16 protein-coding genes and 8 tRNA genes are annotated in these 19,807 nt (G+C 42.6%); 16 read left to right on the top strand and 8 right to left on the bottom strand.

From position 1 onward, the window contains the following. A complete protein-coding gene (gene gpmI, locus EAG18_RS15685) occupies window positions 1–1,344 on the bottom strand; it encodes a 2,3-bisphosphoglycerate-independent phosphoglycerate mutase (RefSeq protein WP_125253315.1) in 1,344 nt (447 codons plus the stop codon). Between the two features lie 275 nt (window positions 1,345–1,619). Between gpmI and EAG18_RS15680 the strand changes: the two genes are divergently transcribed. From EAG18_RS15680 to EAG18_RS15660, 5 genes are all read left to right on the top strand, one after another. Further along, entirely contained in the window at window positions 1,620–2,051 is a 432-nt protein-coding gene (locus EAG18_RS15680) for a rhodanese-like domain-containing protein (protein WP_125253314.1), read from the top strand. A 12-nt stretch (window positions 2,052–2,063) separates the two neighbouring features. Further along, complete coding sequence (grxC, locus tag EAG18_RS15675) at window positions 2,064–2,321, top strand: glutaredoxin 3 (RefSeq protein ID WP_167508272.1); 258 nt, start codon at window positions 2,064–2,066, stop codon at window positions 2,319–2,321. 89 nt (window positions 2,322–2,410) lie between these two features. Beyond that, the gene (secB, locus tag EAG18_RS15670; protein ID WP_125253312.1) at window positions 2,411–2,896 is read left to right on the top strand and encodes a protein-export chaperone SecB; all 486 of its coding nucleotides are present in this window, start codon (window positions 2,411–2,413) and stop codon (window positions 2,894–2,896) included. Between the two features lie 3 nt (window positions 2,897–2,899). Further along, the gene (gene gpsA, locus EAG18_RS15665; RefSeq protein ID WP_125253311.1) at window positions 2,900–3,907 is read left to right on the top strand and encodes an NAD(P)H-dependent glycerol-3-phosphate dehydrogenase; all 1,008 of its coding nucleotides are present in this window, start codon (window positions 2,900–2,902) and stop codon (window positions 3,905–3,907) included. 100 nt (window positions 3,908–4,007) lie between these two features. Beyond that, window positions 4,008–4,445 carry an energy transducer TonB gene (locus tag EAG18_RS15660; RefSeq protein WP_125253310.1) on the top strand — a complete coding sequence of 146 codons (438 nt, stop codon included), beginning with the start codon at window positions 4,008–4,010 and terminating at the stop codon, window positions 4,443–4,445. A 105-nt stretch (window positions 4,446–4,550) separates the two neighbouring features. Here the strand turns inward: EAG18_RS15660 and EAG18_RS15655 are convergent, their stop codons facing one another. Beyond that, window positions 4,551–4,847 carry a hypothetical protein gene (locus EAG18_RS15655; protein ID WP_125253309.1) on the bottom strand — a complete coding sequence of 99 codons (297 nt, stop codon included), beginning with the start codon at window positions 4,845–4,847 and terminating at the stop codon, window positions 4,551–4,553. 258 nt (window positions 4,848–5,105) lie between these two features. Here EAG18_RS15655 and EAG18_RS15650 point away from each other — a divergent pair, with 258 nt between their 5' ends. From EAG18_RS15650 to msrB, 6 genes are all read left to right on the top strand, one after another. Next, entirely contained in the window at window positions 5,106–5,840 is a 735-nt protein-coding gene (locus EAG18_RS15650) for an RNA methyltransferase (RefSeq protein WP_185745607.1), read from the top strand. Window positions 5,841–5,904: 64 nt separating this feature from the next. Continuing rightward, window positions 5,905–9,294, top strand: coding sequence for an AAA family ATPase (locus tag EAG18_RS15645; protein ID WP_125253307.1), 3,390 nt, complete (start codon window positions 5,905–5,907; stop codon window positions 9,292–9,294). Between the two features lie 17 nt (window positions 9,295–9,311). Then, the gene (zipA, locus tag EAG18_RS15640; protein ID WP_125253306.1) at window positions 9,312–10,037 is read left to right on the top strand and encodes a cell division protein ZipA; all 726 of its coding nucleotides are present in this window, start codon (window positions 9,312–9,314) and stop codon (window positions 10,035–10,037) included. Between the two features lie 64 nt (window positions 10,038–10,101). Continuing rightward, window positions 10,102–12,120, top strand: coding sequence for an NAD-dependent DNA ligase LigA (ligA, locus tag EAG18_RS15635; RefSeq protein WP_125253305.1), 2,019 nt, complete (start codon window positions 10,102–10,104; stop codon window positions 12,118–12,120). A 4-nt stretch (window positions 12,121–12,124) separates the two neighbouring features. Further along, window positions 12,125–12,637: a DUF2919 domain-containing protein gene (locus EAG18_RS15630; RefSeq protein WP_125253304.1), complete on the top strand. Its 513-nt coding sequence runs from the start codon at window positions 12,125–12,127 to the stop codon at window positions 12,635–12,637. 1 nt (window position 12,638) lies between these two features. Further along, on the top strand, window positions 12,639–13,079 hold the full coding sequence (gene msrB, locus EAG18_RS15625) for a peptide-methionine (R)-S-oxide reductase MsrB (protein WP_125253303.1): 441 nt from the start codon (window positions 12,639–12,641) through the stop codon (window positions 13,077–13,079). Between the two features lie 22 nt (window positions 13,080–13,101). Here the strand turns inward: msrB and EAG18_RS15620 are convergent, their stop codons facing one another. The 5 genes from EAG18_RS15620 to EAG18_RS15600 all read right to left on the bottom strand — a co-directional run bounded on the left by EAG18_RS15620 (window position 13,102) and on the right by EAG18_RS15600 (window position 15,634). Beyond that, complete coding sequence (locus tag EAG18_RS15620; protein ID WP_125253302.1) at window positions 13,102–14,733, bottom strand: response regulator; 1,632 nt, start codon at window positions 14,731–14,733, stop codon at window positions 13,102–13,104. 394 nt (window positions 14,734–15,127) lie between these two features. Next, window positions 15,128–15,203: transfer RNA gene (locus tag EAG18_RS15615), tRNA-Val, on the bottom strand. A gap of 129 nt (window positions 15,204–15,332) precedes the next feature. Then, window positions 15,333–15,408 (bottom strand) — tRNA-Val (locus EAG18_RS15610). Between the two features lie 37 nt (window positions 15,409–15,445). Then, a tRNA-Val gene (locus tag EAG18_RS15605) sits at window positions 15,446–15,521 on the bottom strand. Window positions 15,522–15,558: 37 nt separating this feature from the next. Further along, a tRNA-Val gene (locus tag EAG18_RS15600) sits at window positions 15,559–15,634 on the bottom strand. Window positions 15,635–16,152: 518 nt separating this feature from the next. Here EAG18_RS15600 and EAG18_RS15595 point away from each other — a divergent pair. From EAG18_RS15595 to EAG18_RS15575, 5 genes are all read left to right on the top strand, one after another. Beyond that, window positions 16,153–16,228: transfer RNA gene (locus EAG18_RS15595), tRNA-Ala, on the top strand. Window positions 16,229–16,303: 75 nt separating this feature from the next. After that, window positions 16,304–16,379 (top strand) — tRNA-Glu (locus tag EAG18_RS15590). Between the two features lie 68 nt (window positions 16,380–16,447). Further along, window positions 16,448–16,523 (top strand) — tRNA-Glu (locus EAG18_RS15585). A gap of 69 nt (window positions 16,524–16,592) precedes the next feature. After that, a tRNA-Glu gene (locus EAG18_RS15580) sits at window positions 16,593–16,668 on the top strand. 219 nt (window positions 16,669–16,887) lie between these two features. Further along, the gene (locus EAG18_RS15575) at window positions 16,888–18,477 is read left to right on the top strand and encodes a PAS domain-containing methyl-accepting chemotaxis protein (RefSeq protein WP_125253301.1); all 1,590 of its coding nucleotides are present in this window, start codon (window positions 16,888–16,890) and stop codon (window positions 18,475–18,477) included. A 164-nt stretch (window positions 18,478–18,641) separates the two neighbouring features. Here EAG18_RS15575 and folE2 read toward each other — a convergent pair whose 3' ends face one another. Beyond that, window positions 18,642–19,562, bottom strand: a complete 921-nt coding sequence (folE2, locus tag EAG18_RS15570; RefSeq protein ID WP_125253300.1) for a GTP cyclohydrolase FolE2 — start codon at window positions 19,560–19,562, stop codon at window positions 18,642–18,644. Window positions 19,563–19,807: the final 245 nt, after the last annotated feature.

Raw genomic sequence — 19,807 nt, 5'->3', positions numbered from 1 at the left:
CTATTTTAAACGCATTATTGGAGTGCCCGTCATCTCGCTAGGCTGCTCCATGCCAAGTAAATGTAGCATTGTCGGCGCAACATCGCTTAGTGCTTTTCCTGCTTGTGGCTCTGCATCACGACCAACATAAATAAATGGTACAGGCTCGCTGGTGTGAGCGGTATGAGCTTGACCTGTCTTCGGGTTAAGCATTTGCTCTGCATTGCCGTGATCTGCTGTTATTAAAGCTTCACCACCACTTTCTTTTAGCGCAGCAACCACACGGCCAATACATTTATCTACGGCTTCGCATGCTTTTACAGCAGCTTCGAATACACCAGAGTGCCCAACCATATCACCATTTGGATAGTTACAAATAATCACGTCGAATTCACCGCTATGAATAGCTGCCACTAATTTATCAGTTAGCATTTCTGAATTCATCTCAGGCTGTAAGTCGTATGTGGCCACTTGTGGTGAAGGAATAAGTTCACGTTTTTCCCCTTCAAATAAGTCCTCACGACCACCGCTAAAGAAGAAGGTAACGTGAGCATATTTTTCTGTTTCTGAGATACGTAGCTGAGTTTTGTTGTGTTTAGCTAGCCATTCACCTAGGACATTGACCAAAGCTTCGGGCGCGAAAGCGATAGGTGCTTTAATGTCGGCAGCGTACTCCGTCATCATCACAAAAGCACTTAGGTTTGGCGCTTTGTGTTTTTCAAAGCCATTAAAGTCAGCATCAACAAAAGCACGGGTCATCTGACGCGCTCGGTCAGCTCGGAAGTTCATAAAAATAACTGTGTCACCATCATTGATAGTCGCGGCAGACTCACCTTCAGCAGCGATAATAGATGCTTTTACAAATTCATCATTTTCATCGCGTGCGTAGGCAGCTTGTAATGCTTCAACACCGTTTTGGTAGGTAAATTCAGCTTCACCACTGACCATTAGATTGTAGGCTAATTCAACGCGATCCCAGCGGTTGTCGCGATCCATTGCGTAGTAGCGACCAACAATAGAAGCGAGTCGACCACAGTTTAAAGACTGCATCAGGGCTTCTATCTTTTCGATTGACGCTTGTGCGCTGCGTGGCGGCGTATCACGGCCATCTAGAAAGGCATGTAGATATACAGTGGCTCCGCGCTCAGCGGCTAATTTTATCGCTGCAACAATATGGTCTTCGTGACTGTGAACACCACCTGGACTTAGAAGTCCCGACCCAGAGATTAGGGTATGAGGAGCTGAGCGCCAGAGTTCGTCTAATACTGGGGTATTGGCTGCCAAAATAGCGTTACTTTCGCTTTCTTCGCGATAGCCCCAACCGTCTAAAATCATTAATACCAATGGCTTTTTCTTAGCTGTCATTTGCGCTCCTGAAATCCTGAATTAGGCACGATGTTGATGGCTCATAACTAGAAACCAGCAATAGTATTGAAAAATTATACTGCGGTACTTGATATAAGCTGCTCTGGTTGTTGACAGTAGAATACCTGTTTTTGTATGAATATTCAGCCCCACAGTGATGAATTATCAGCATACAAATTGATATTTGCGGATGTGAACAAGTCTGTTTTGTCGAGAATAAAGAGGGTATACTTGCTGCCACTTAATGATTTGAAAACTTTTGGTTGAAAAAATTAATGGAACAATACGTTGCGTTTTTAGGTAACCATCCGGTACTTAGCATTATTTGGATTGTGTTAGCCGCGATGCTACTGAACAGCTGGTTTAAGAGCAAATTCTCTAAAATCAGACAGATTAACCCTCAGCAGCTTACTTTGTTAGTAAATCGTCAAGAAGGTCAAGTGCTTGACATGCGAGCGGTAAAAGAATTTAACCAAGGCCATATTGCGGGAGCTGAACAAGTGAATGCTGAAAAGCTTAAGCAAAAAGATTTTGCTGGTCTTGAAAAACATAAATCGAAGCCCATTATATTAGTCTGTAATACGGGTATGACAGCATCCGCTGTGGCTGATAACATGCACAAAGCTGGATTCGAGCAAGTATTTGTATTATCCGGCGGTATTGGCGCATGGCAAAATGCGGGTTTACCAATCTCTAACGGAAAATAATCGAGGTATATGATGAGCCAAGTCGTGATCTACACCAAAGACTATTGCCCATTTTGCCACCGTGCAAAAGCGCTATTGGACGCTAAAGGCGTTATATACACGGAGTATGATATTGGCGCACAGCCTGAACTTCGTGATGAGATGATAGCAAAAGCGAATGGTGGACACACCGTGCCACAAATATTTATCGCTGAACGCCATATCGGCGGATGTGACGATATGATGGCGCTTGAAGCGCGAGGCGAGCTCGACAATTTATTGCAAGCATAATTGATTGAAAAGCGATAAGTTGCGTAACGTAATTTAAATAATGACTGTTAATGAATTAGCAGAAACACAACAGAATTTAGGAAATAATCATGGCAGAACAAAACCAAGCAGCAGAACAACAAGAAGGTGCACAGTTTAATATTCAACGCATCTACACTAAAGATGTGTCTTTTGAAACACCAAACTCGCCAGCTATCTTCCAAAAAGAGTGGACGCCAGAAGTTAAGCTAGACATGGACACTCGTTCTGCCAAGCTTGATGATAACGTATTCGAAGTTGTACTAGCATTGACAGTAACAGCAACAATTGGTGAAGAAACAGCATTCTTATGTGAAATTCAACAAGCTGGTATTTTCGCAATTGCTGACCTTGAAGAGATGCAAATGGCRCACATGCTAGGTGCTTTCTGCCCTAATATCCTATTCCCTTATGCGCGTGAAGCGGTAGCAAGCCTAGTTAACCGTGGTACTTTCCCACAGTTAAACCTTGCGCCAGTTAACTTTGACGCATTATTTGCTCAATATATGCAGCAACGTGCAGCACAAGCACAGCCTGAGCAAACTGCTGACGCATAATTGATGAGTACAGCAAAATCAGCTGTAACAGTATTAGGGGCGGGGTCTTATGGCACCGCCCTTGCTATTTGTTTTGCCCGAAATGGTCATCAAGTGACATTATGGGGACGCAATAGCGAACACGTTGAGGCGCTAGCAGCTGAGCGTAAAAACCAACGTTATCTTCCAGACATCCAGTTTCCAAACACGCTTGACCTTGAGGCTGATTTAGAAACGGCTGTTAAGTCTAGCGAGCGTATTTTGGTGGTTGTGCCAAGTCATGCGTTTGCAGACACGCTAAAGAAGATTAAACCTATGCTACTTGAAAATGCAAAAGTCGCGTGGGCAACCAAAGGGCTCGAACCAAATACCGGGCGACTGTTGCAAGAGGTTGCACTGGATGTGTTGGGTGACGATGTGCCGCTGGCGGTGCTAAGTGGGCCTACCTTTGCAAAAGAAATGGCTGCGGGATTACCCACTGCGATTTCCGTATCTTCTATTTGCGCAAAGTTCCGTGAAGAGCTTGCGGAGTTACTGCATTGCGGCCGCTCGTTTAGAGTGTATAGCAACGAAGACTTTATCGGTATCCAGCTTGGCGGAGCGGTCAAAAACGTTATCGCGATTGGCGCGGGTATGTCAGATGGCTTTGGTTTTGGTGCGAATGCCAGAACGGCGCTGATYACTCGAGGGCTTGCTGAACTTTGCCGTTTAGGGTGTGCGTTAGGGGCGCGTTCTGAAACCTTTATGGGTATGGCGGGGCTTGGTGATCTTATTCTTACTTGTACTGATAATCAGTCACGTAATCGCCGCTTTGGCCTTGCGCTTGGTACTGGGAAATCGGTAGATGAAGCTATGTCAAGTATAGGCCAAGTAGTTGAAGGCTACCGCAATACCAAAGAAGTTTACCTCCTAGCTAAGCGCACCGGTATCGAAATGCCTATTACTGAGCAAATTTATCAAGTCTTATATGAGCAAAAGGATGTGAAAGAGGCCGCAATGGCGCTACTTGGTCGCGAAAAACGAGCTGAGTGAGCTAAGCTGCCTGTGAAAGCCAAAGTCAATTAGACTTTGGCTTTTTAATCGATAAGTAGTAGATTGGATCTCTATTTGAATACTATAAAAAGGAAGATTTATGAAAATTCAATTATTGATAGGTATGTTAATCGTAGCCGCAAGCTGGACTGCAACGGCAAAGACAATATACGCCGACGTAAAGTCAACAGAGCTAAACCCATCTACAGAGACTGCTATCTGGCAAAAAGAAGCTGATAGTACACCTATATATCCAGCTGCATTAGCAAAGCGTAAGCTCGCAGGGTGTAGCGTATTTAAGGTTGTGATTGATGCTAATGGCAACACTGATGAGATTGAGCACGTTACTAGCGCCCCATCTAAAAAATTGGCTAAGCACGCTAAACGACTCATAAAAACTTGGCGATGGTCTGCTATTGATGCGCAGCGCCGCGGGCGGGAAGAAAAGTTGATGAGAATTGACTTTTGCATGGGCGGAGCGGATTTGGCAGATGCGCAAATGCGTTGTGAAGCGCAAGCAAAATTAAACTGTGAATAGGCAACAACCACAGTTCAATGTTTTAAAAATAATGGATTAGAGCATCCTTTATTTAAACCTCAGGTTAGTTAACCCGAGGTTAAGTCTATTTGGAGAGTATGAGCTTCACTCTCCAAATTTAATGTTAAAGCGACGCTTAAACCACAGCCCAAATGGGATCTCCATCACGCTAAACACCACAACAGTAAATACTACCCAGTTGCTGTCAAAAAACACCAAAGAAAATTCAATGTCTTTTCCATAAAATAGACTTCCAGAAACGATTAAGGAAGCCGCCGTCACCAATAGGTCTTGTTTGCCGATATTGGCAAAGGACTTATCTTGTAATTTTGGATAGACGAAAGCGTAAGCAATAAAAAGAAGGATAAAATTAAGCAGAATAAGCGTTAGCTCAGGTGACATATTAACCTCTGTACCCTGTATTATTTGGCACAAGATAACATACTTTCCTGATTTAATGCGCTAGCAGATGATTTGCTCCTTCAAATGGAGTTGGTATAACCTGAACTTCACATAACACTTAGCTAGCGAGATATAACGCTTTTGAGTATGGATATTTTAATTGACTCACTCACTTTCTATCCCAAGTTTAGGTCAAGTAAAATTGGTATTATCGGATACTGAACAGGTATAATGGACAATCCAACTTTTGAGGTGCACATGATCTCCAAGAATCAACAAAAACAACTACGTGCTTTAGGGCAAAAAAAATATCGCAAACAACATGGCCTGTATCTAGTACAAGGCGAAAAAAATGTGATTGAGTTAGTTGATGCAGGATTGGCCATCGAGCAGTTGTTTGCCACCAGTGAATTTTTGACAAAGTATGAAGCCAAGCTCGCCACTACTACCTGCGTGGAGGCTGAAGAGGAAGTGCTGACAAAAGTAAGCACTTTAGTGTCAAATAATGCAGCGATTGCGGTTGTGCCTATGCCATCGGTACAGGAGATTAATACTGATGGGCTGGTGCTGGCATTAGATGGAGTATCAGATCCCGGTAATCTCGGAACCATTATTCGCCTTGCTGATTGGTATGGATTGACGCAGCTTGTCGTGAGTGAAAATTGTGCTGATCAATTTAACCCCAAAGTTATCAGTGCTACGATGGGGTCATTTGTGCGGGTTAATGTGGTGAGAACCGATCTCGAGGCGTTTTTAAAACACTATCAAGGTGAATGCTATGGTGCGTTTCTTGGTGGCGAAAGTGTGCATCAGTGTCAATTTAGTCCCAATGCAGTATTAGTGATGGGCAGCGAATCTCATGGTATCAGCGACCCTATTGCGGCTTGCATCAATAAAAAAGTGACGATCCCTGCGTTTGGCGGTGCTGAGTCATTAAATGTGGCAATGGCTACCGGTATTATTCTTGATAATATTAAACGCTGCCATGCTTAAGCTACAGCCGTTAGCAACGAATTGTGCTTTTATTAAAAATAACAAACATTAATACGAATAAGCTATGCGACTGAGCAGCATCAAACTGGCAGGCTTTAAATCCTTTGTTGAGCCAACCAAGATCCCATTTCCTGATCAGATGACATGTGTCGTTGGGCCCAATGGTTGTGGCAAATCTAATGTAATTGACGCTGTACGCTGGGTGCTTGGTGAAAGCTCAGCCAAAAACCTTCGTGGCGATGCCATGACAGACGTTATTTTTAACGGTTCCACTAAACGTAAGCCGATTYCACAAGCTTCAGTTGAACTCATCTTTGATAATACTCAAGGCCGGTTACCTGGTACTTTCGCAGATCGCAATCAAATTGCTATCAAGCGTTTAGTTACCCGAGACGGTCAATCCCTTTACTTTTTAAATGGTAGTAAGTGTCGCAAGCGTGATATTACCGATATTTTTCTTGGTACAGGGCTTGGCCCAAGAAGCTACGCTATTATTGAACAGGGTATGATCTCGCGGCTTATCGAGAGCAAACCTCAGGAACTTAGAGTCTTTTTAGAAGAGGCTGCGGGTATTTCAAAATACAAAGAGCGCCGCCGAGAAACACAAACTCGAATTAAAAGTACTCGTGAAAATATGGAACGTTTACTCGATGTTAGGAAGGAGCTACAAGGCCAGTTAGATAAGCTCTCACTTCAAGCTCAACAGGCCAGTGAATACAAATCATTTAAATCTCAAGAGCGTGATCTTAAATCGTGGATAGCGGTGTTAAAGTGGCAGTCGTTGGAGCAGAAGCAAGCGGAAAAAGCGAACGAAATAGCTAAATTAAATGAAAAGTTAGCATTTTTAAATGAGGCTCACAGTGGTCATGACTCTGTGCTAGCAACACTGGAACATGAAATTACCCACCTGAATGATGGCTATGAGCAAGCGCAACATAGTGTTCACCGTATTGAAACTCAGTTAGCAACGCTTGAGCAACAGAAAGTCAATCTAACAGATAAAAAGCGTCTGCTAATTGAGCAGTCTCAAATACTGAAATCACAACAGCAAGAAGTAATTGAGGCGCAGGACGAGCAAGCCGAGTATGTGGCGAGCCGCGCTGAAAAAGTCGATGCAGTTTCTGAACGACTTGAGATTGCACTATTGCAATTGGAAGAACTCCAGCTCACAAACGAGCAAAGTGACGCCGAGCAAACTCAATTAGATAAGCAGTATAGTGACGCACAGAAACAGTATCAACAAATACATGCTCAGGTACAGCAAGGAGCAAGTCAATTAACGCAACAACAGCAAGCTAAACTGCATATAGACAAGCGTCAGGCTGAACTGCTGGAACAGGCCGAAGCGCATCACACCTCTATGTTGGAAAATGACTTGGCTGACGCTCAGGATGCACATCATCAGCTGGTTCAAGCGATGGCTAAATTACAAAGCCAAGCTGGTATGTTGCAAGGTCAAGAACAAACCAATAAAGAAGAAATCTTACAGGCACAGACTCATGCCCAAAAAGCGCTTCAGGCGTTACAAGAAGTGCAATCTGAAATAAAAGCGTTATCACGCTGGGCAGAGGAAACGTCGGAGGCTTCTGCTGCGACTATGTTATCACAGCTTGTTGTTGAGTCAGGGTATGAAGAATGCGTTGAAGCGGCACTGCTTGGGTTGACGCATTTAGTCGTTGAGCAAAACGAAATGAATACACTATGGCCCATCGAACTCGAAGTTCCCATTGATTCCGTCGCGACAAAAATAAGCTCAGGGCTGTTCCCCAGCTTTTTAACGAAAATAAAATTATGTGCTGAATCTACAGACTTTAAATCGTGTGAACAATTCCTTCTCGGCGTGACGGTCAGTGGCATTATTGTAGGTGATAACTTTAAGGCCAAGGCGAAAAGCAATGAAGAGAGTGGCGCATTAAAACGCTATGCTCAATTGCAGTCATGCCATACTCAACTTCCTCATTTGCAACAACTCGCCGACGAGGCCGAGCAGGTTGTAGCACAAAAACGTATTGCTCTTGAAGACACACAAGCTGACTTATTAGAAATACAGCAATGCGTTCATGAAAAAGCACAAGCAATCGCCAGCCATAAAACCAAAATTGAAATGCTGGATGAGAGTCTGAGCGTTTGGCGTGAACAAGGACAAAAAATTCAAGAGCAACTTGATGTTACTGCTCAAGAGCGAGCCGAGGCCATCGCACAACTTGAACTTGATGCGGAACAGCAATTACAACGTGATGAGTTGCTAGCGCAAGCACAAGAAATACAACAACTAGCCGAGGCCAAGTTGACTGAGTTTAAACAACATAGTCAATCTCGACGCGCCGCATTACAAGAAGCGCAGCAATTAGTTCATACCACTACGCTTGCATCACAGCAAGTTGACAGTGAATTACAGCTTAGTAAATCTAAGCTAGAGCATTTAGCGCATCGTCATGATGAAATAACCTTGCGTCTCGAGCAGGCGCAAGAAGATATTTTACTTTGTGATGAGCCGCTTGCTGAGGTCAGTGAGGAAATTGAGTCCTTATTGGCAAAACACCTAGAAGCGAAAGCACAAAAACAAACGATGCTTGATGCGCTTAAGCAAGCAAAAGAAAATTTAAGTCAAAAGAAAGCGGTATTAAAAGACGCAGGAGGGGAAGTTAATAAACTTAATGGAACCTTGCAGCAGCTAAAGCTAGATGAACAAAGCCTTATGCTAAAAGCACAAGCTGCACTTGAGCCTTTGGAAGCGCTGGGTCGCACTTTAAAAACAGAGTTAGAGCAGCTACCACAAGATGCTAACCTTGGGCATTACCAAGCTAATTTGAGTCAAGTGAGTAATAAACTGAGTAAATTAGGTGCGGTAAATTTAGCGGCAATCGAAGAGTTTGAAGAGGCGAGTGCACGTAAATTGTATCTTGATACGCAACTAGATGATTTGAGCAATGCCCTCGCCACGTTAGAATCGGTAATTAGGAAAATAGATAAAGAGACCAAAACTCGCTTTAGTGCGACCTTCAACCAGGTAAATGAAGACTTAGCTGAGTTGTTTCCTAAGGTATTTGGGGGAGGCAGTGCATACCTTGAACTCACTAGTGATGATCTGCTTGAAAGTGGTGTTTCTATAATGGCAAGGCCGCCAGGTAAGAAAAACTCGACAATTCATCTGTTAAGTGGTGGAGAAAAAGCGCTGACCGCATTATCATTGGTATTTTCAATATTTAGGCTGAATCCAGCCCCTTTTTGTATGCTGGATGAGGTAGATGCGCCGCTTGACGATGCAAACGTAGGACGATTTTGTCGTTTGGTTGAAGAAATGTCGCAAACGGTACAATTTATTTATATCAGTCATAACAAAGTCGCCATGGAAATGGCGGGTAGACTGACGGGGGTGACCATGGCTGAACCTGGGGTATCGCGTATGGTTGCCGTAGATATAGAACAAGCAGTGCAAATGGCACAGGCATAACAACAAAAAGGTGAGCAATGGCCACAGAGTTAAGATGGGCATTAATCGTGATCAGTGCATTGGTCATAGGCGGGTTACTCATTCATGGGCTTTGGTCTGTTCGAAAGAAGGGCAGTGAAAAGCAGTCATCGGAGGTATCTCAAGAACCCAAAACGCAAAACTCCGACAAAGAGCCAAACGAGCCTGAAATTGGTGAAATGACTTTCAGTGCGGTGGATGAAGAGCCTGTTGCTGATGGCGTCTTAGAGTCAGGAAGCGAAGGTAATTCAGCTGAGGCTGACGCCGACGAGCGCGATCTGCAAGACAATGAAGCAAGCGATACAGTGCTAGAGCCGCAGGATTTCATCATTTTGCATGTAGAAATGCCTGAGGGATTAAGTATGGCTGGATCAAAATTATTACCAACTGTCTTAAGTCTTGGTTTTAAATACTCAGATGAAGGCTTTTTTAACCGTCACCTAGAGCCATCTGGTAATGGTCCTGTGTTATTTCGCTTGGTGAATATGTTTAACCCCGGCACATTTGATATCGATAACATGGAACAATTTAACACCGGTGGGATCAGCCTATTTATGACTTTACCTTGTGAAGGTGATAATTTGGCTGCATTTAATATGCTGCATAGCGCATCGAAAAAGCTTGCTGAAGAGTTTGGTGCAACTGTGCTAGATAAAGACCGTCAGCCTTTAACTGTTGAAGCTGTGCGCGGTTATGTTGAAAAAGTGCGTGAATTCGCAGCTTAACTTCTCCTAGAAAAATACTAAGCCACTGGCATTTGCTGGTGGCTTTTTACGTTTAGAGGTCTAAATGTCAAAGAACATCGAAACTCAAGTTGCTGAACTTAGGCTGCAACTCGAAGAATACAATTATCAATATTATGTTTTAGATAATCCTAGCATTCCTGATGCTGAATATGATCGTTTAATGCGCCAATTGATGGCACTTGAACAGCAGCACCCCGAGTTACAAAGCCCTGATTCTCCATCACAGAAGGTTGGAGGAGAAGCGCTTAGCAAGTTTGAGCAGGTAACACATCAGGTCCCCATGTTGTCGCTGGATAACGCTTTTGACGAGAGTGAATTTACGGCATTCAACCGGCGTATAAAAGAGCGCTTGTTAGCGAGTAAAGATGTTTCTTTTTGTTGTGAACCAAAGTTAGATGGCTTGGCCGTATCTATTTTGTATCGCGATGGAGTGCTGGTTCAAGCAGCAACAAGGGGAGATGGTCAAGTTGGCGAGAATATCACTGAGAATGTCAAAACTATTCGCAATATACCGCTGAAACTTCGTGGTGAAAATATCCCTCGTGAAGTCGAAGTACGTGGTGAAGTTTTTATGGATACAGCTGGTTTCAATAAGTTAAATGAGACCGCGCAAGCAAAAGGCGAAAAGACCTTTGCAAACCCTAGAAATGCGGCCGCAGGCAGTTTGCGTCAATTAGACTCTAAGATCACAGCTAAGCGGCCATTGATGTTTTATGCTTATTCAATGGGATTAGTTGAAGGCGGAGCATTAGCTGGTGAACATTATGCGCAATTACAGCAATTGCAAAGCTGGGGGCTGCCGATGAGCCCTGAAACTAAGCTTGTAGAAAATGCGCAACAAGCGCTGAACTACTATCAAGATATTATGACTCGTCGCGCAGAGCTTCCCTATGAAATTGATGGTGTTGTAATTAAAGTAAATGACAAAGCGCAGCAAGAGCAACTAGGCTTTGTCGCTCGCGCGCCGCGCTGGGCGATTGCGTTTAAGTTTCCGGCGCAAGAAGAGATTACACAATTACTTGATGTTGAGTTTCAGGTTGGTCGTACTGGCGCAATCACGCCTGTTGCACGCTTAGAGCCGGTATTTGTCGGTGGCGTTACCGTATCAAACGCAACGCTTCATAATGGTGATGAAATAGCACGTTTGGGTGTTAAAATTGGCGATACGGTTATTGTGCGTCGGGCTGGTGATGTTATCCCTCAAGTGACGCAAGTAGTTCTAGATAGACGTCCTGACGATGTTAAAGAGATTGAGTTTCCTGACACTTGCCCAGTTTGTGATTCGCATGTTGAACGTGTTGAGGGCGAAGCGGTTGCGCGTTGTACCGGTGGTTTAGTGTGCCGTGCACAACGTAAAGAAGCAATAAAACATTTTGCTTCAAGAAAAGCGCTAGATATTGATGGTCTTGGTGACAAGATAGTTGAACAGCTAGTAGAACGTGAGCTTATCAAAACGCCTGCCGACCTATTCGTTTTGAAGCAAGGGCATTTTGAGTCTCTTGAACGCATGGGACCTAAATCAGCTAAAAACTTGGTTACGGCGCTGGAAACAGCAAAGCAAACAACGTTGGCCAAATTTTTGTACTCGCTTGGGATCAGAGAAGTTGGTGAAGCGACAGCACAAAACTTGGCAAATCACTTCCTGACGCTTGAAAAAGTGATGGCCGCCTCCATTGATACTTTACAACAAGTCAGTGATGTTGGTGTTGTTGTGGCACAGCACATTCACAGTTTCTTCGCTGAGCAGCATAATCAAGAAGTGGTAACTGCATTGATTGAAGTAGGTATTATGTGGCAAGAGGTTGCAGCTGTGCCTAAAGATGCTCAGCCGCTCACAGGGCAGACGTTAGTGTTAACAGGAACATTAAGTCAATTGAACCGCAACGATGCTAAAGCGAGATTGCAAGCACTTGGCGCTAAGGTCGCGGGTAGTGTGTCGAAAAATACGGATGCAGTTTATGCCGGAGAAAAAGCAGGCTCTAAGCTCGCCAAGGCACAAGAGCTAGGTATTGACGTGTTCGATGAAGAGGCGCTGATCGCACTATTAAATAAATACGAGTAGTCAAATGAAGTCAGTAACACGATACGGCCCTGAATATTGGGATAAATATGGCGTTTACCGTACGCCAATCGCTTTTAATTTAGCGCTGGTCGTGTTACTTCGCCCATTGCTTATTTGGGCTTTCTCTGCGCTTACAAGGCGCCCAGACTTAGATTTAATGTCGCTATTTTTTGAATCTAAACAACATTTTTTTGTTGCGATAGCGATCGCTTGTATCGCGCTTATACCAACTGTTGTCTTTTCTCTTAGGCGGCCAACAAGTTCTCCAAAGCTCGCTGCCGTCTGGCGTTATATGCGTTTGCCTCTAATATTAACAGCGGTGTTTGATTTAGCATGGTTAATTTTGCAAGCTGGGAAAACCCATTATAGTTTTTCTCCTTATATTGCCGTACAAATTGTGTTGGTGAGTTGGGTACTTTTATATTTGATTAAAAGCCGCTATCTAAGTTACTTTTTTGGCGATTGGCCACTTCCTGTTGAAGAACACAAGACAGAAGTAAACAAGAGAGAGAATTAAGATGTTAAAGTGGTTAGATATATTAAACTTTGCCAGAAATGGTAATCCTGTAGCTCCTCGCAGAGTTGAAAAATCGGATCAGCAATGGCAATCAGAACTTGCTCCAGAAACTTACATTATCACCAGGAAAAAGGGGACTGAGCGCCCGTTTAGCTCACAAAGTTGTCAGCTTTTTGAACCTGGTAAATACTACTGTGTATGCTGTGACGAGTTGTTATTCGATGCCGAAGAAAAGTTTGATAGTGGCTCTGGTTGGCCTTCGTTTACACAGCCTGCAGCAGTGGAAGCGGTGGCGTATCATGGCGATAAGAGCCATGGAATGACGCGCATCGAAATCACTTGTAATATTTGCGATAGTCATCTAGGTCATGTTTTCCCAGATGGCCCTGCGCCAAGTGGGTTGCGTTATTGTGTTAATGCACTTTCAATGAAAAAGCAATAAGGCCAGAATATTTATTGGTTGGCTACTCAAAGTCGAGCTTCATTTCACTTAATTTAGCTTTTAATTTTCCAAAGCGGATTTGCTGTTCGCTGTCTAATTCAGCTTGATTTAGCAAGGTGGTGCAGCGTTTGGCTAAATTTGAGTTGAATGTGGCACTTGTTTTAGCGCAGTGATCGCTCATACATTGCAGTAGATTCAGTGCGATGCCTGCATTTTTTGGCATCACTCGAAATGCCTGTGTAAAGGCCTCTAAGGCAGTCTCATACTGACCTTTATTAAATTGTGTTACCGCATGGTTATTAAGCTCTCTAGGCCCCATCGTAATTTCTTTTTTCTCTTGCTGTTGCTGGTAGAGATAACGCATGGTGATTGGATCTGCTGCTGAACGGTGGCGCTCACAGTGTGCGATAACTTGGTTAAATAACTCCTGCGCTTTATGGTTTAGTCCTACCTCATGAAGTGCTTTAGCTTTGTCTAATGTTGAGTCTACGGAACGAATTACAGTCTCATCTTCTAATTGTTCTAACAATTGCTTTGCTTTGTGATGTTCGTCTTTCAGGTAGTGGACTCGTGCATTAAGCACATCAATTTGAGCTTGATTTTGAGCACTCGGAAATTGACTCTTTAAGTCATTGAGATACTTTTGAGTTTGGCGGGTGAGGCGAGTTACTTGATCGGATTGGTCTGTACTGAGAGCAAAGTCGATACCGGCTCTTGCGGCATTTAGGTATACTTCGGGGCCGTCGTGAATAGAGTACCTAGCAAACGCTGCTATATCTTTATGCGCTTTATAACTGGCTTCATAATCATGATTAATTTGAGCTACACGGCCTAAGGACTGCTGCCGGTTTATATTTCTCGGCGCCATTTCAATAGCCTGCTGCAAGAGTTGTTGAGCGTTCTCATATTGATTGAGCTTTATTTCGAGTTTACTAAGCAAATCTAGCGCTGCTAATCGTGTCTCTGAACGTTCAATCAAAGTTTTCAGCATTTTTTGGGCAATAACGTCCTCGTTATTGCTAATAAGTGCCTCTACTAGCCCAAGCTTCGCCCAAGTAAACTTTTGTAAGGCTAATACTGATTTATAGAAAGATTTTGCCTCTTCTAAATGATTAAGTTTTAAGAGTAATTCTCCTTTCAATTTGAGCAATAGGGAAGTGTAGTTATGTTCTTTTTTATCAAGCTCAAGATCGAGCACTTTCAGTGCTTTAGAGTAGTTTTTATCGTCTATGAGTGTATTTATTTGTTTGAGTGCTTGTTTACGCTTGAGTACTCGTTCAATACGGTATTGTAATTCTTTTATTGAAAAAGGTTTTACCAAGAAGTCATCTGGCTGTAGCTCAATAATGCTATGAACTAGCTCAGGGCTGGTTTCTGAAGAAATAAAAATAAAAGCGGTGCTTGAGCGAATTAACTGTTTAGCACGAAGCTCTTCATAAAACTGATAGCCATTTTGTTTCTTTGTTAAACCAAAAGAGCAGACGATAAGATCAAATTTATTAATGGTACAGAGCTCTTTAGCTGCATCTGCACTTTCTGCAAACTTTAAGTTTCTAAAATCTAGCTGCTCCAAAGATTGTTTCATATAGCTCAATGCTAATGGTTGATCTTCAACGATAAGCATTTTGGCGTTTTGAATAGTTGGTGCTGGCATAGAGGCGTTTATTAGGCATCGGATTTGCTTTTAGTCTAGTACTTAAGGATAGCTTTGAAAACAAAAATTAGCTAATTTCTAATGAGTTAGTCTATTCAACTTATACCAATTATTCATTATGGTTGGTGACGAAATAGTTAAAAAATCAAGTTTGAATTTAAGGCTTTAGATAAGATTTGAGGTTATACCAATTATCTTAATTAAGTGATCTATTTTGAGGCGAGAAAATCTTTTCGATAATGAGTCAAAATTTTGCGTAGATTAAGTATGATGAGAAGACTTTATATATTAGCCTTAAGATATAGTGGGTTGTACTGGACTTGAACCGGTGACCATTGCCTTGCTTAAATTTGGCGCGATGCTTTGCATCGGTTAGTTCAAGTAAAGCGGTATATGGTGGGTTGTACTGGACTTGAACCAGTGACCCTCGCCTTGTAAGGGCGATGCTCTCCCAACTGAGCTAACAACCCATATTGTATTTCAATTTATACTCTTGAATAGAGTTTGTGGTGGGTTGTACTGGGCTTGAACCAATAACCCTTGCCTTGCTTAAATTTGGCGCGATGCTTTGCATCGGTTACTTCAAGTAAAGCAATATATGGTGGGTTGTACTGGACTTGAACCAGTGACCCTCGCCTTGTAAGGGCGATGCTCTCCCAACTGAGCTAACAACCCAAATTGTGTTTCAATTTATACTCTTGAATAGAGTTTATGGTGGGTTGTACTGGACTTGAACCAGTGACCCTCGCCTTGTAAGGGCGATGCTCTCCCAACTGAGCTAACAACCCRAATTGTGTTTCAATTTATACTCTTGAATAGAGTTTATGGTGGGTTGTACTGGACTTGAACCAGTGACCCTCGCCTTGTAAGGGCGATGCTCTCCCAACTGAGCTAACAACCCAAATTGTATTACAACGTCTGCCGTTGTGGGGCGGTATTATAGGTTTAGTTTGAAAAGAGTCAACACTTAACTTTAAAAAACTATGCTGTGTGATGTTTTTATGCTCAACGTTTTAAGCTCTTCATTATAGGAGAGGTGAGGGTGCTTATGTTTTTGGTACTAGAATCATCTTAACTTGGGGAAAGTAAGCTGCTGAGCTTTACATGTTATAGCGCGGGATCAAGCTGGATTAGGTACCATGCTGAAAAGAAAAGAGCCGTGAATCACTCTGGCCTAATTGGATTTAAAGTAAAAACGTAGAGGTCCGGTAATTATGTGTTTTAAATTGTGTAATAAACAACCCAATTCAAGGTGTTAGGCTTGCAAAGGGGAGTGGTTTGGTTATATTCTACGCTTCTTGGTTTAAAATGAATCAGTTAGAAAAAACTTTCATAAAAGTTATTGACTTTATTTTTGCTCCTGCATAGAATGCGCCCCGCACTCAGCGATACAGGCTAGCAGTTTAAGTCTGACTAAATGGGGCTATAGCTCAGCTGGGAGAGCGCTTGCATGGCATGCAAGAGGTCGACGGTTCGATCCCGTCTAGCTCCACCAAAAAATCGTTAGTGCATATGTCCTAGTACATAATTCAAAAGGTAACGCCTCGAGTGCCAAGCTTTTTGTATTTGTGTCCCCTTCGTCTAGAGGCCTAGGACACCGCCCTTTCACGGCGGTAACAGGGGTTCGAATCCCCTAGGGGACGCCACTTACTTCGGTAGGTAACTCGGTTAGCAAGAGAATAAACCGCTAAAAAAGTCCTAGTGACACATCYGTGTCCCCTTCGTCTAGAGGCCTAGGACACCGCCCTTTCACGGCGGTAACAGGGGTTCGAATCCCCTAGGGGACGCCACYTACTTYGGTAGGTAACTCGGTTAGCAAGAGAATAAACAGCTAAATAAAGTCCTAGTGACACATCTGTGTCCCCTTCGTCTAGAGGCCTAGGACACCGCCCTTTCACGGCGGTAACAGGGGTTCGAATCCCCTAGGGGACGCCACTTCTTATTTTCTCCATACATCATATCTCATTAATAATTCTCAATATCAATCGTTATATTGCCTAACAAGATTAATCTGCTAATTTCTATATTAACTTTCTGCTGTGTGTTTAATAGCCAACATAGTGATATCCATGATCTTGATCAGTTTCTGATGCTGTTCTTCACGACGTCTTAGAAAGTAATAATTTATTATTGCCTTTTTATAGAGAGTGCACAATGAGCAAAGGTAGAGCTGATTACACTGGTAAAGAAAGAGATTATCCAAGTTCTTATAACTTACTTTCGACAACAAATGTCAAAGGACAAATTAAGTATGCAAATGCGCAATTTTGCGAAGTTGCAGGGTTTTCTCTAGATGAATTAAAAGGTAAGCCACATAACCTCGTAAGACACCCAACTATGCCAAAAGTGGCGTTTAAAAACTTGTGGGATTATATTGAAGCAGGTAAACCATGGATGGGGATGGTAAAAAATCGCTGCAAAAATGGTGATCATTATTGGGTTAATGCTTTTGTTACGCCTATAAAAGACAAGTCAGGTAATACTGTAGAGTACCAGTCAGTGCGGACTAAGCCTAATAAAGAGGTAGTTAACCGAGCAGAGCGAATATACTCAGATTTGCACGGTGGTGCTCCATTAAGTAAGTTCACTCGTGCATCTTGGTCGCTATCTGCACAAATGATGGCAATTATCATCATTTTTTATGTCCTAACTATGGTTATCTCAAGCTTTGCTACTCCGTGGAATTACATTGCTGAAACGATTCTGACCTGTATTGTTTTATTTATTACGTATTCACGCCTTGCTCCTGTACGCGAATTAAGTAAAAAAGCCAAAAAGGTGTATGACAACCCGCTAATGCAAAAGGTATATCTAAATAAAGTTAACGATGTTGCTGCTATTGAACTGGCATTAATTGCTCGAGAATCTGAGCTTAGAGCTGTTCTTGGGCGTGTCAAAGATGCGAGTTCAACGGTGTCAGAGTATGCTACGAAAACCATGCAAGAGTGTAAAAGCAGTGCAGATATTTTAAATCAGCAACAAGCGCAGACAGGATCTCTTGCCACAGCTATAAATCAGATGTCGGTCTCTATCAGTGATATTGCATCAAATACAAATAATGCTGCAAAACAGTCTGAAGCGGCACTTGAGTCTGTAGTAAGTGGGCACAAGGCGGTTGACGATAATATGCAGAATAATTATTCGCTATCAGAAGAATTGTCACAGACGCAAAAAGATATTGAGGACCTAAATGCTCAGAGCGTTAATATAGAAGGCGTGGTTGATGTGATTAGAGGGATTTCAGAGCAGACCAACCTATTGGCTTTAAATGCCGCCATTGAGGCAGCTAGAGCAGGAGAGCAGGGGCGAGGGTTTGCCGTCGTTGCTGATGAAGTACGGGCACTTGCGCAGCGGACACAGGATTCTACAACAGAGATAAATGGGATTATCGCAGATCTTAGGCTTCGTGCGGAAAGGGCCGTTGCAGCGATTCAAAGTGGTGTTGCGCGCTCTTCGGAATGTGTTTCTAAAGCTGAAGGGACAAAGTCGAGCTTGGAGACGATCAATACTATCGTTAATGAGATTTCGAGCCTTAACTATCAAATTGCTACTTCAACAGAAGAAATGTCAAGCGTATCAAATGAGTTAAATGTGAATGCAGTGACGATTTCAGGTCTTGCTGATGAATCAATGCAAAGCGCGCGCAAAACGCATGAAACAATGAAAAATACAGAGCAAGCACTTGATAATCAGGAGGCCTTGGTTGATCAGTTTATTCGCAAGTTAAACAGCAGCCGTGATTAAACCTAGAGTATCTGGGGTGAATTAGTGTTCATTTGATGACTTTTTAGTATTTATGATACTTTGTTTCTTTGAAGTACCTATTATAAAAATAGGTACTTGAGCAGTAACGGGATTATCGAGATGATTTCCCGCCACATATAGATCATTGAATTAAAAAAAGTATATTAAATTTGATAACCACCGTTTATCCCTTTAACTGCATAAGCAACAGCATCGTGGGCATGAAGTGACTCATAATGGTTAATTTTTATATAAAAGTCAGCTAATTGTTGTTGGTTGAAAAGTGCTTTAAGTTTTCGTGCAGCATCCTCACAAAACATAAGGTTTTGTCCATTTAGACGAGCAAATTCTTGTTCATCCTCACGTTTTACAGCGGCTTGAACTGGTGTTTTTAATTCATTCTCGACTAATTCAATTAAGTCTAAGATCTCAAACTCATCGATATGCTCGCCGAGGCGAATTTTAATATTTGCAATGGAGCGCTGAGAATGAGGAGTAGCAACAATACCTTCCGTGCTACCAAGCCATTTATGAACGCTATGAAAATCTAAGTCGGTACCGTCAAATGCTTGTTGAAAGGCATCTTGTATTAACTGGCGTGATAATGCCGCAGAGCAAGGACAGGTAGATGAATAGGTTATGTCTAAAGCGAGTTCAAGTGTGTAAACACCATTTCGTAATGTCGCATCTAGCTTTATTGGATACGATTTCCAGCCCATTTTCTTACTTAAAAGCGAAGGGCGCCTAATTGGCAGCTCAAAGTGAAAAAGTACTTTTGCACTTGTGCTTAGTTCATTATGGGTACTTAAAAAGTTGTCTAATAACTGCTTTAAGGTATTAGGTGTTAATACTTTCTCACAGGAGAGTGAGTCGAGAGCAAGGAAAAGGCGTGACATGTGAATGCCTTTGGCATCCTCTTTTTGCAAATCAACAAAAGCATCTGCTTTTGCTGTTACGGTGACTTGGCCCAGCCCCTTAACTTCAATAACTAAAGGTAGCTCTATGTTGCCCATGCCTACCCAGTCTAAAGTTCCGGTTTGTAACGCACTTGCACTATGTGCAATGTCTGGCATGTTATTTTGCATAGAGGCTCTCTTTTCTAAGACTTAAAAAACGCGCATATTACACCAAATCACATAAAGTTGGGATGATGAGTGCAAATCTATCTGTATTAAATTAAACAATTTGTGCATTTAGTGATACAGGCTTTTATTTGTGCTCGTAGAATCCAATGATTATAGGTAATACTGTGCTCAGCAATATCTGTGCTCGCTTATTACTAGGGCTTTTGTATAATATTTACTTTGCGGTCTAAATTGTGCGATGGTCA

Origin of the sequence: Pseudoalteromonas sp. J010 (assembly GCF_003934235.1) — a bacterium.
Lineage (GTDB): Bacteria > Pseudomonadota > Gammaproteobacteria > Enterobacterales > Alteromonadaceae > Pseudoalteromonas > Pseudoalteromonas peptidolytica.
The sequence above is the reverse complement of the archived record's forward strand: the minus strand, read 5'-3'. Positions and strand labels throughout refer to the sequence as shown.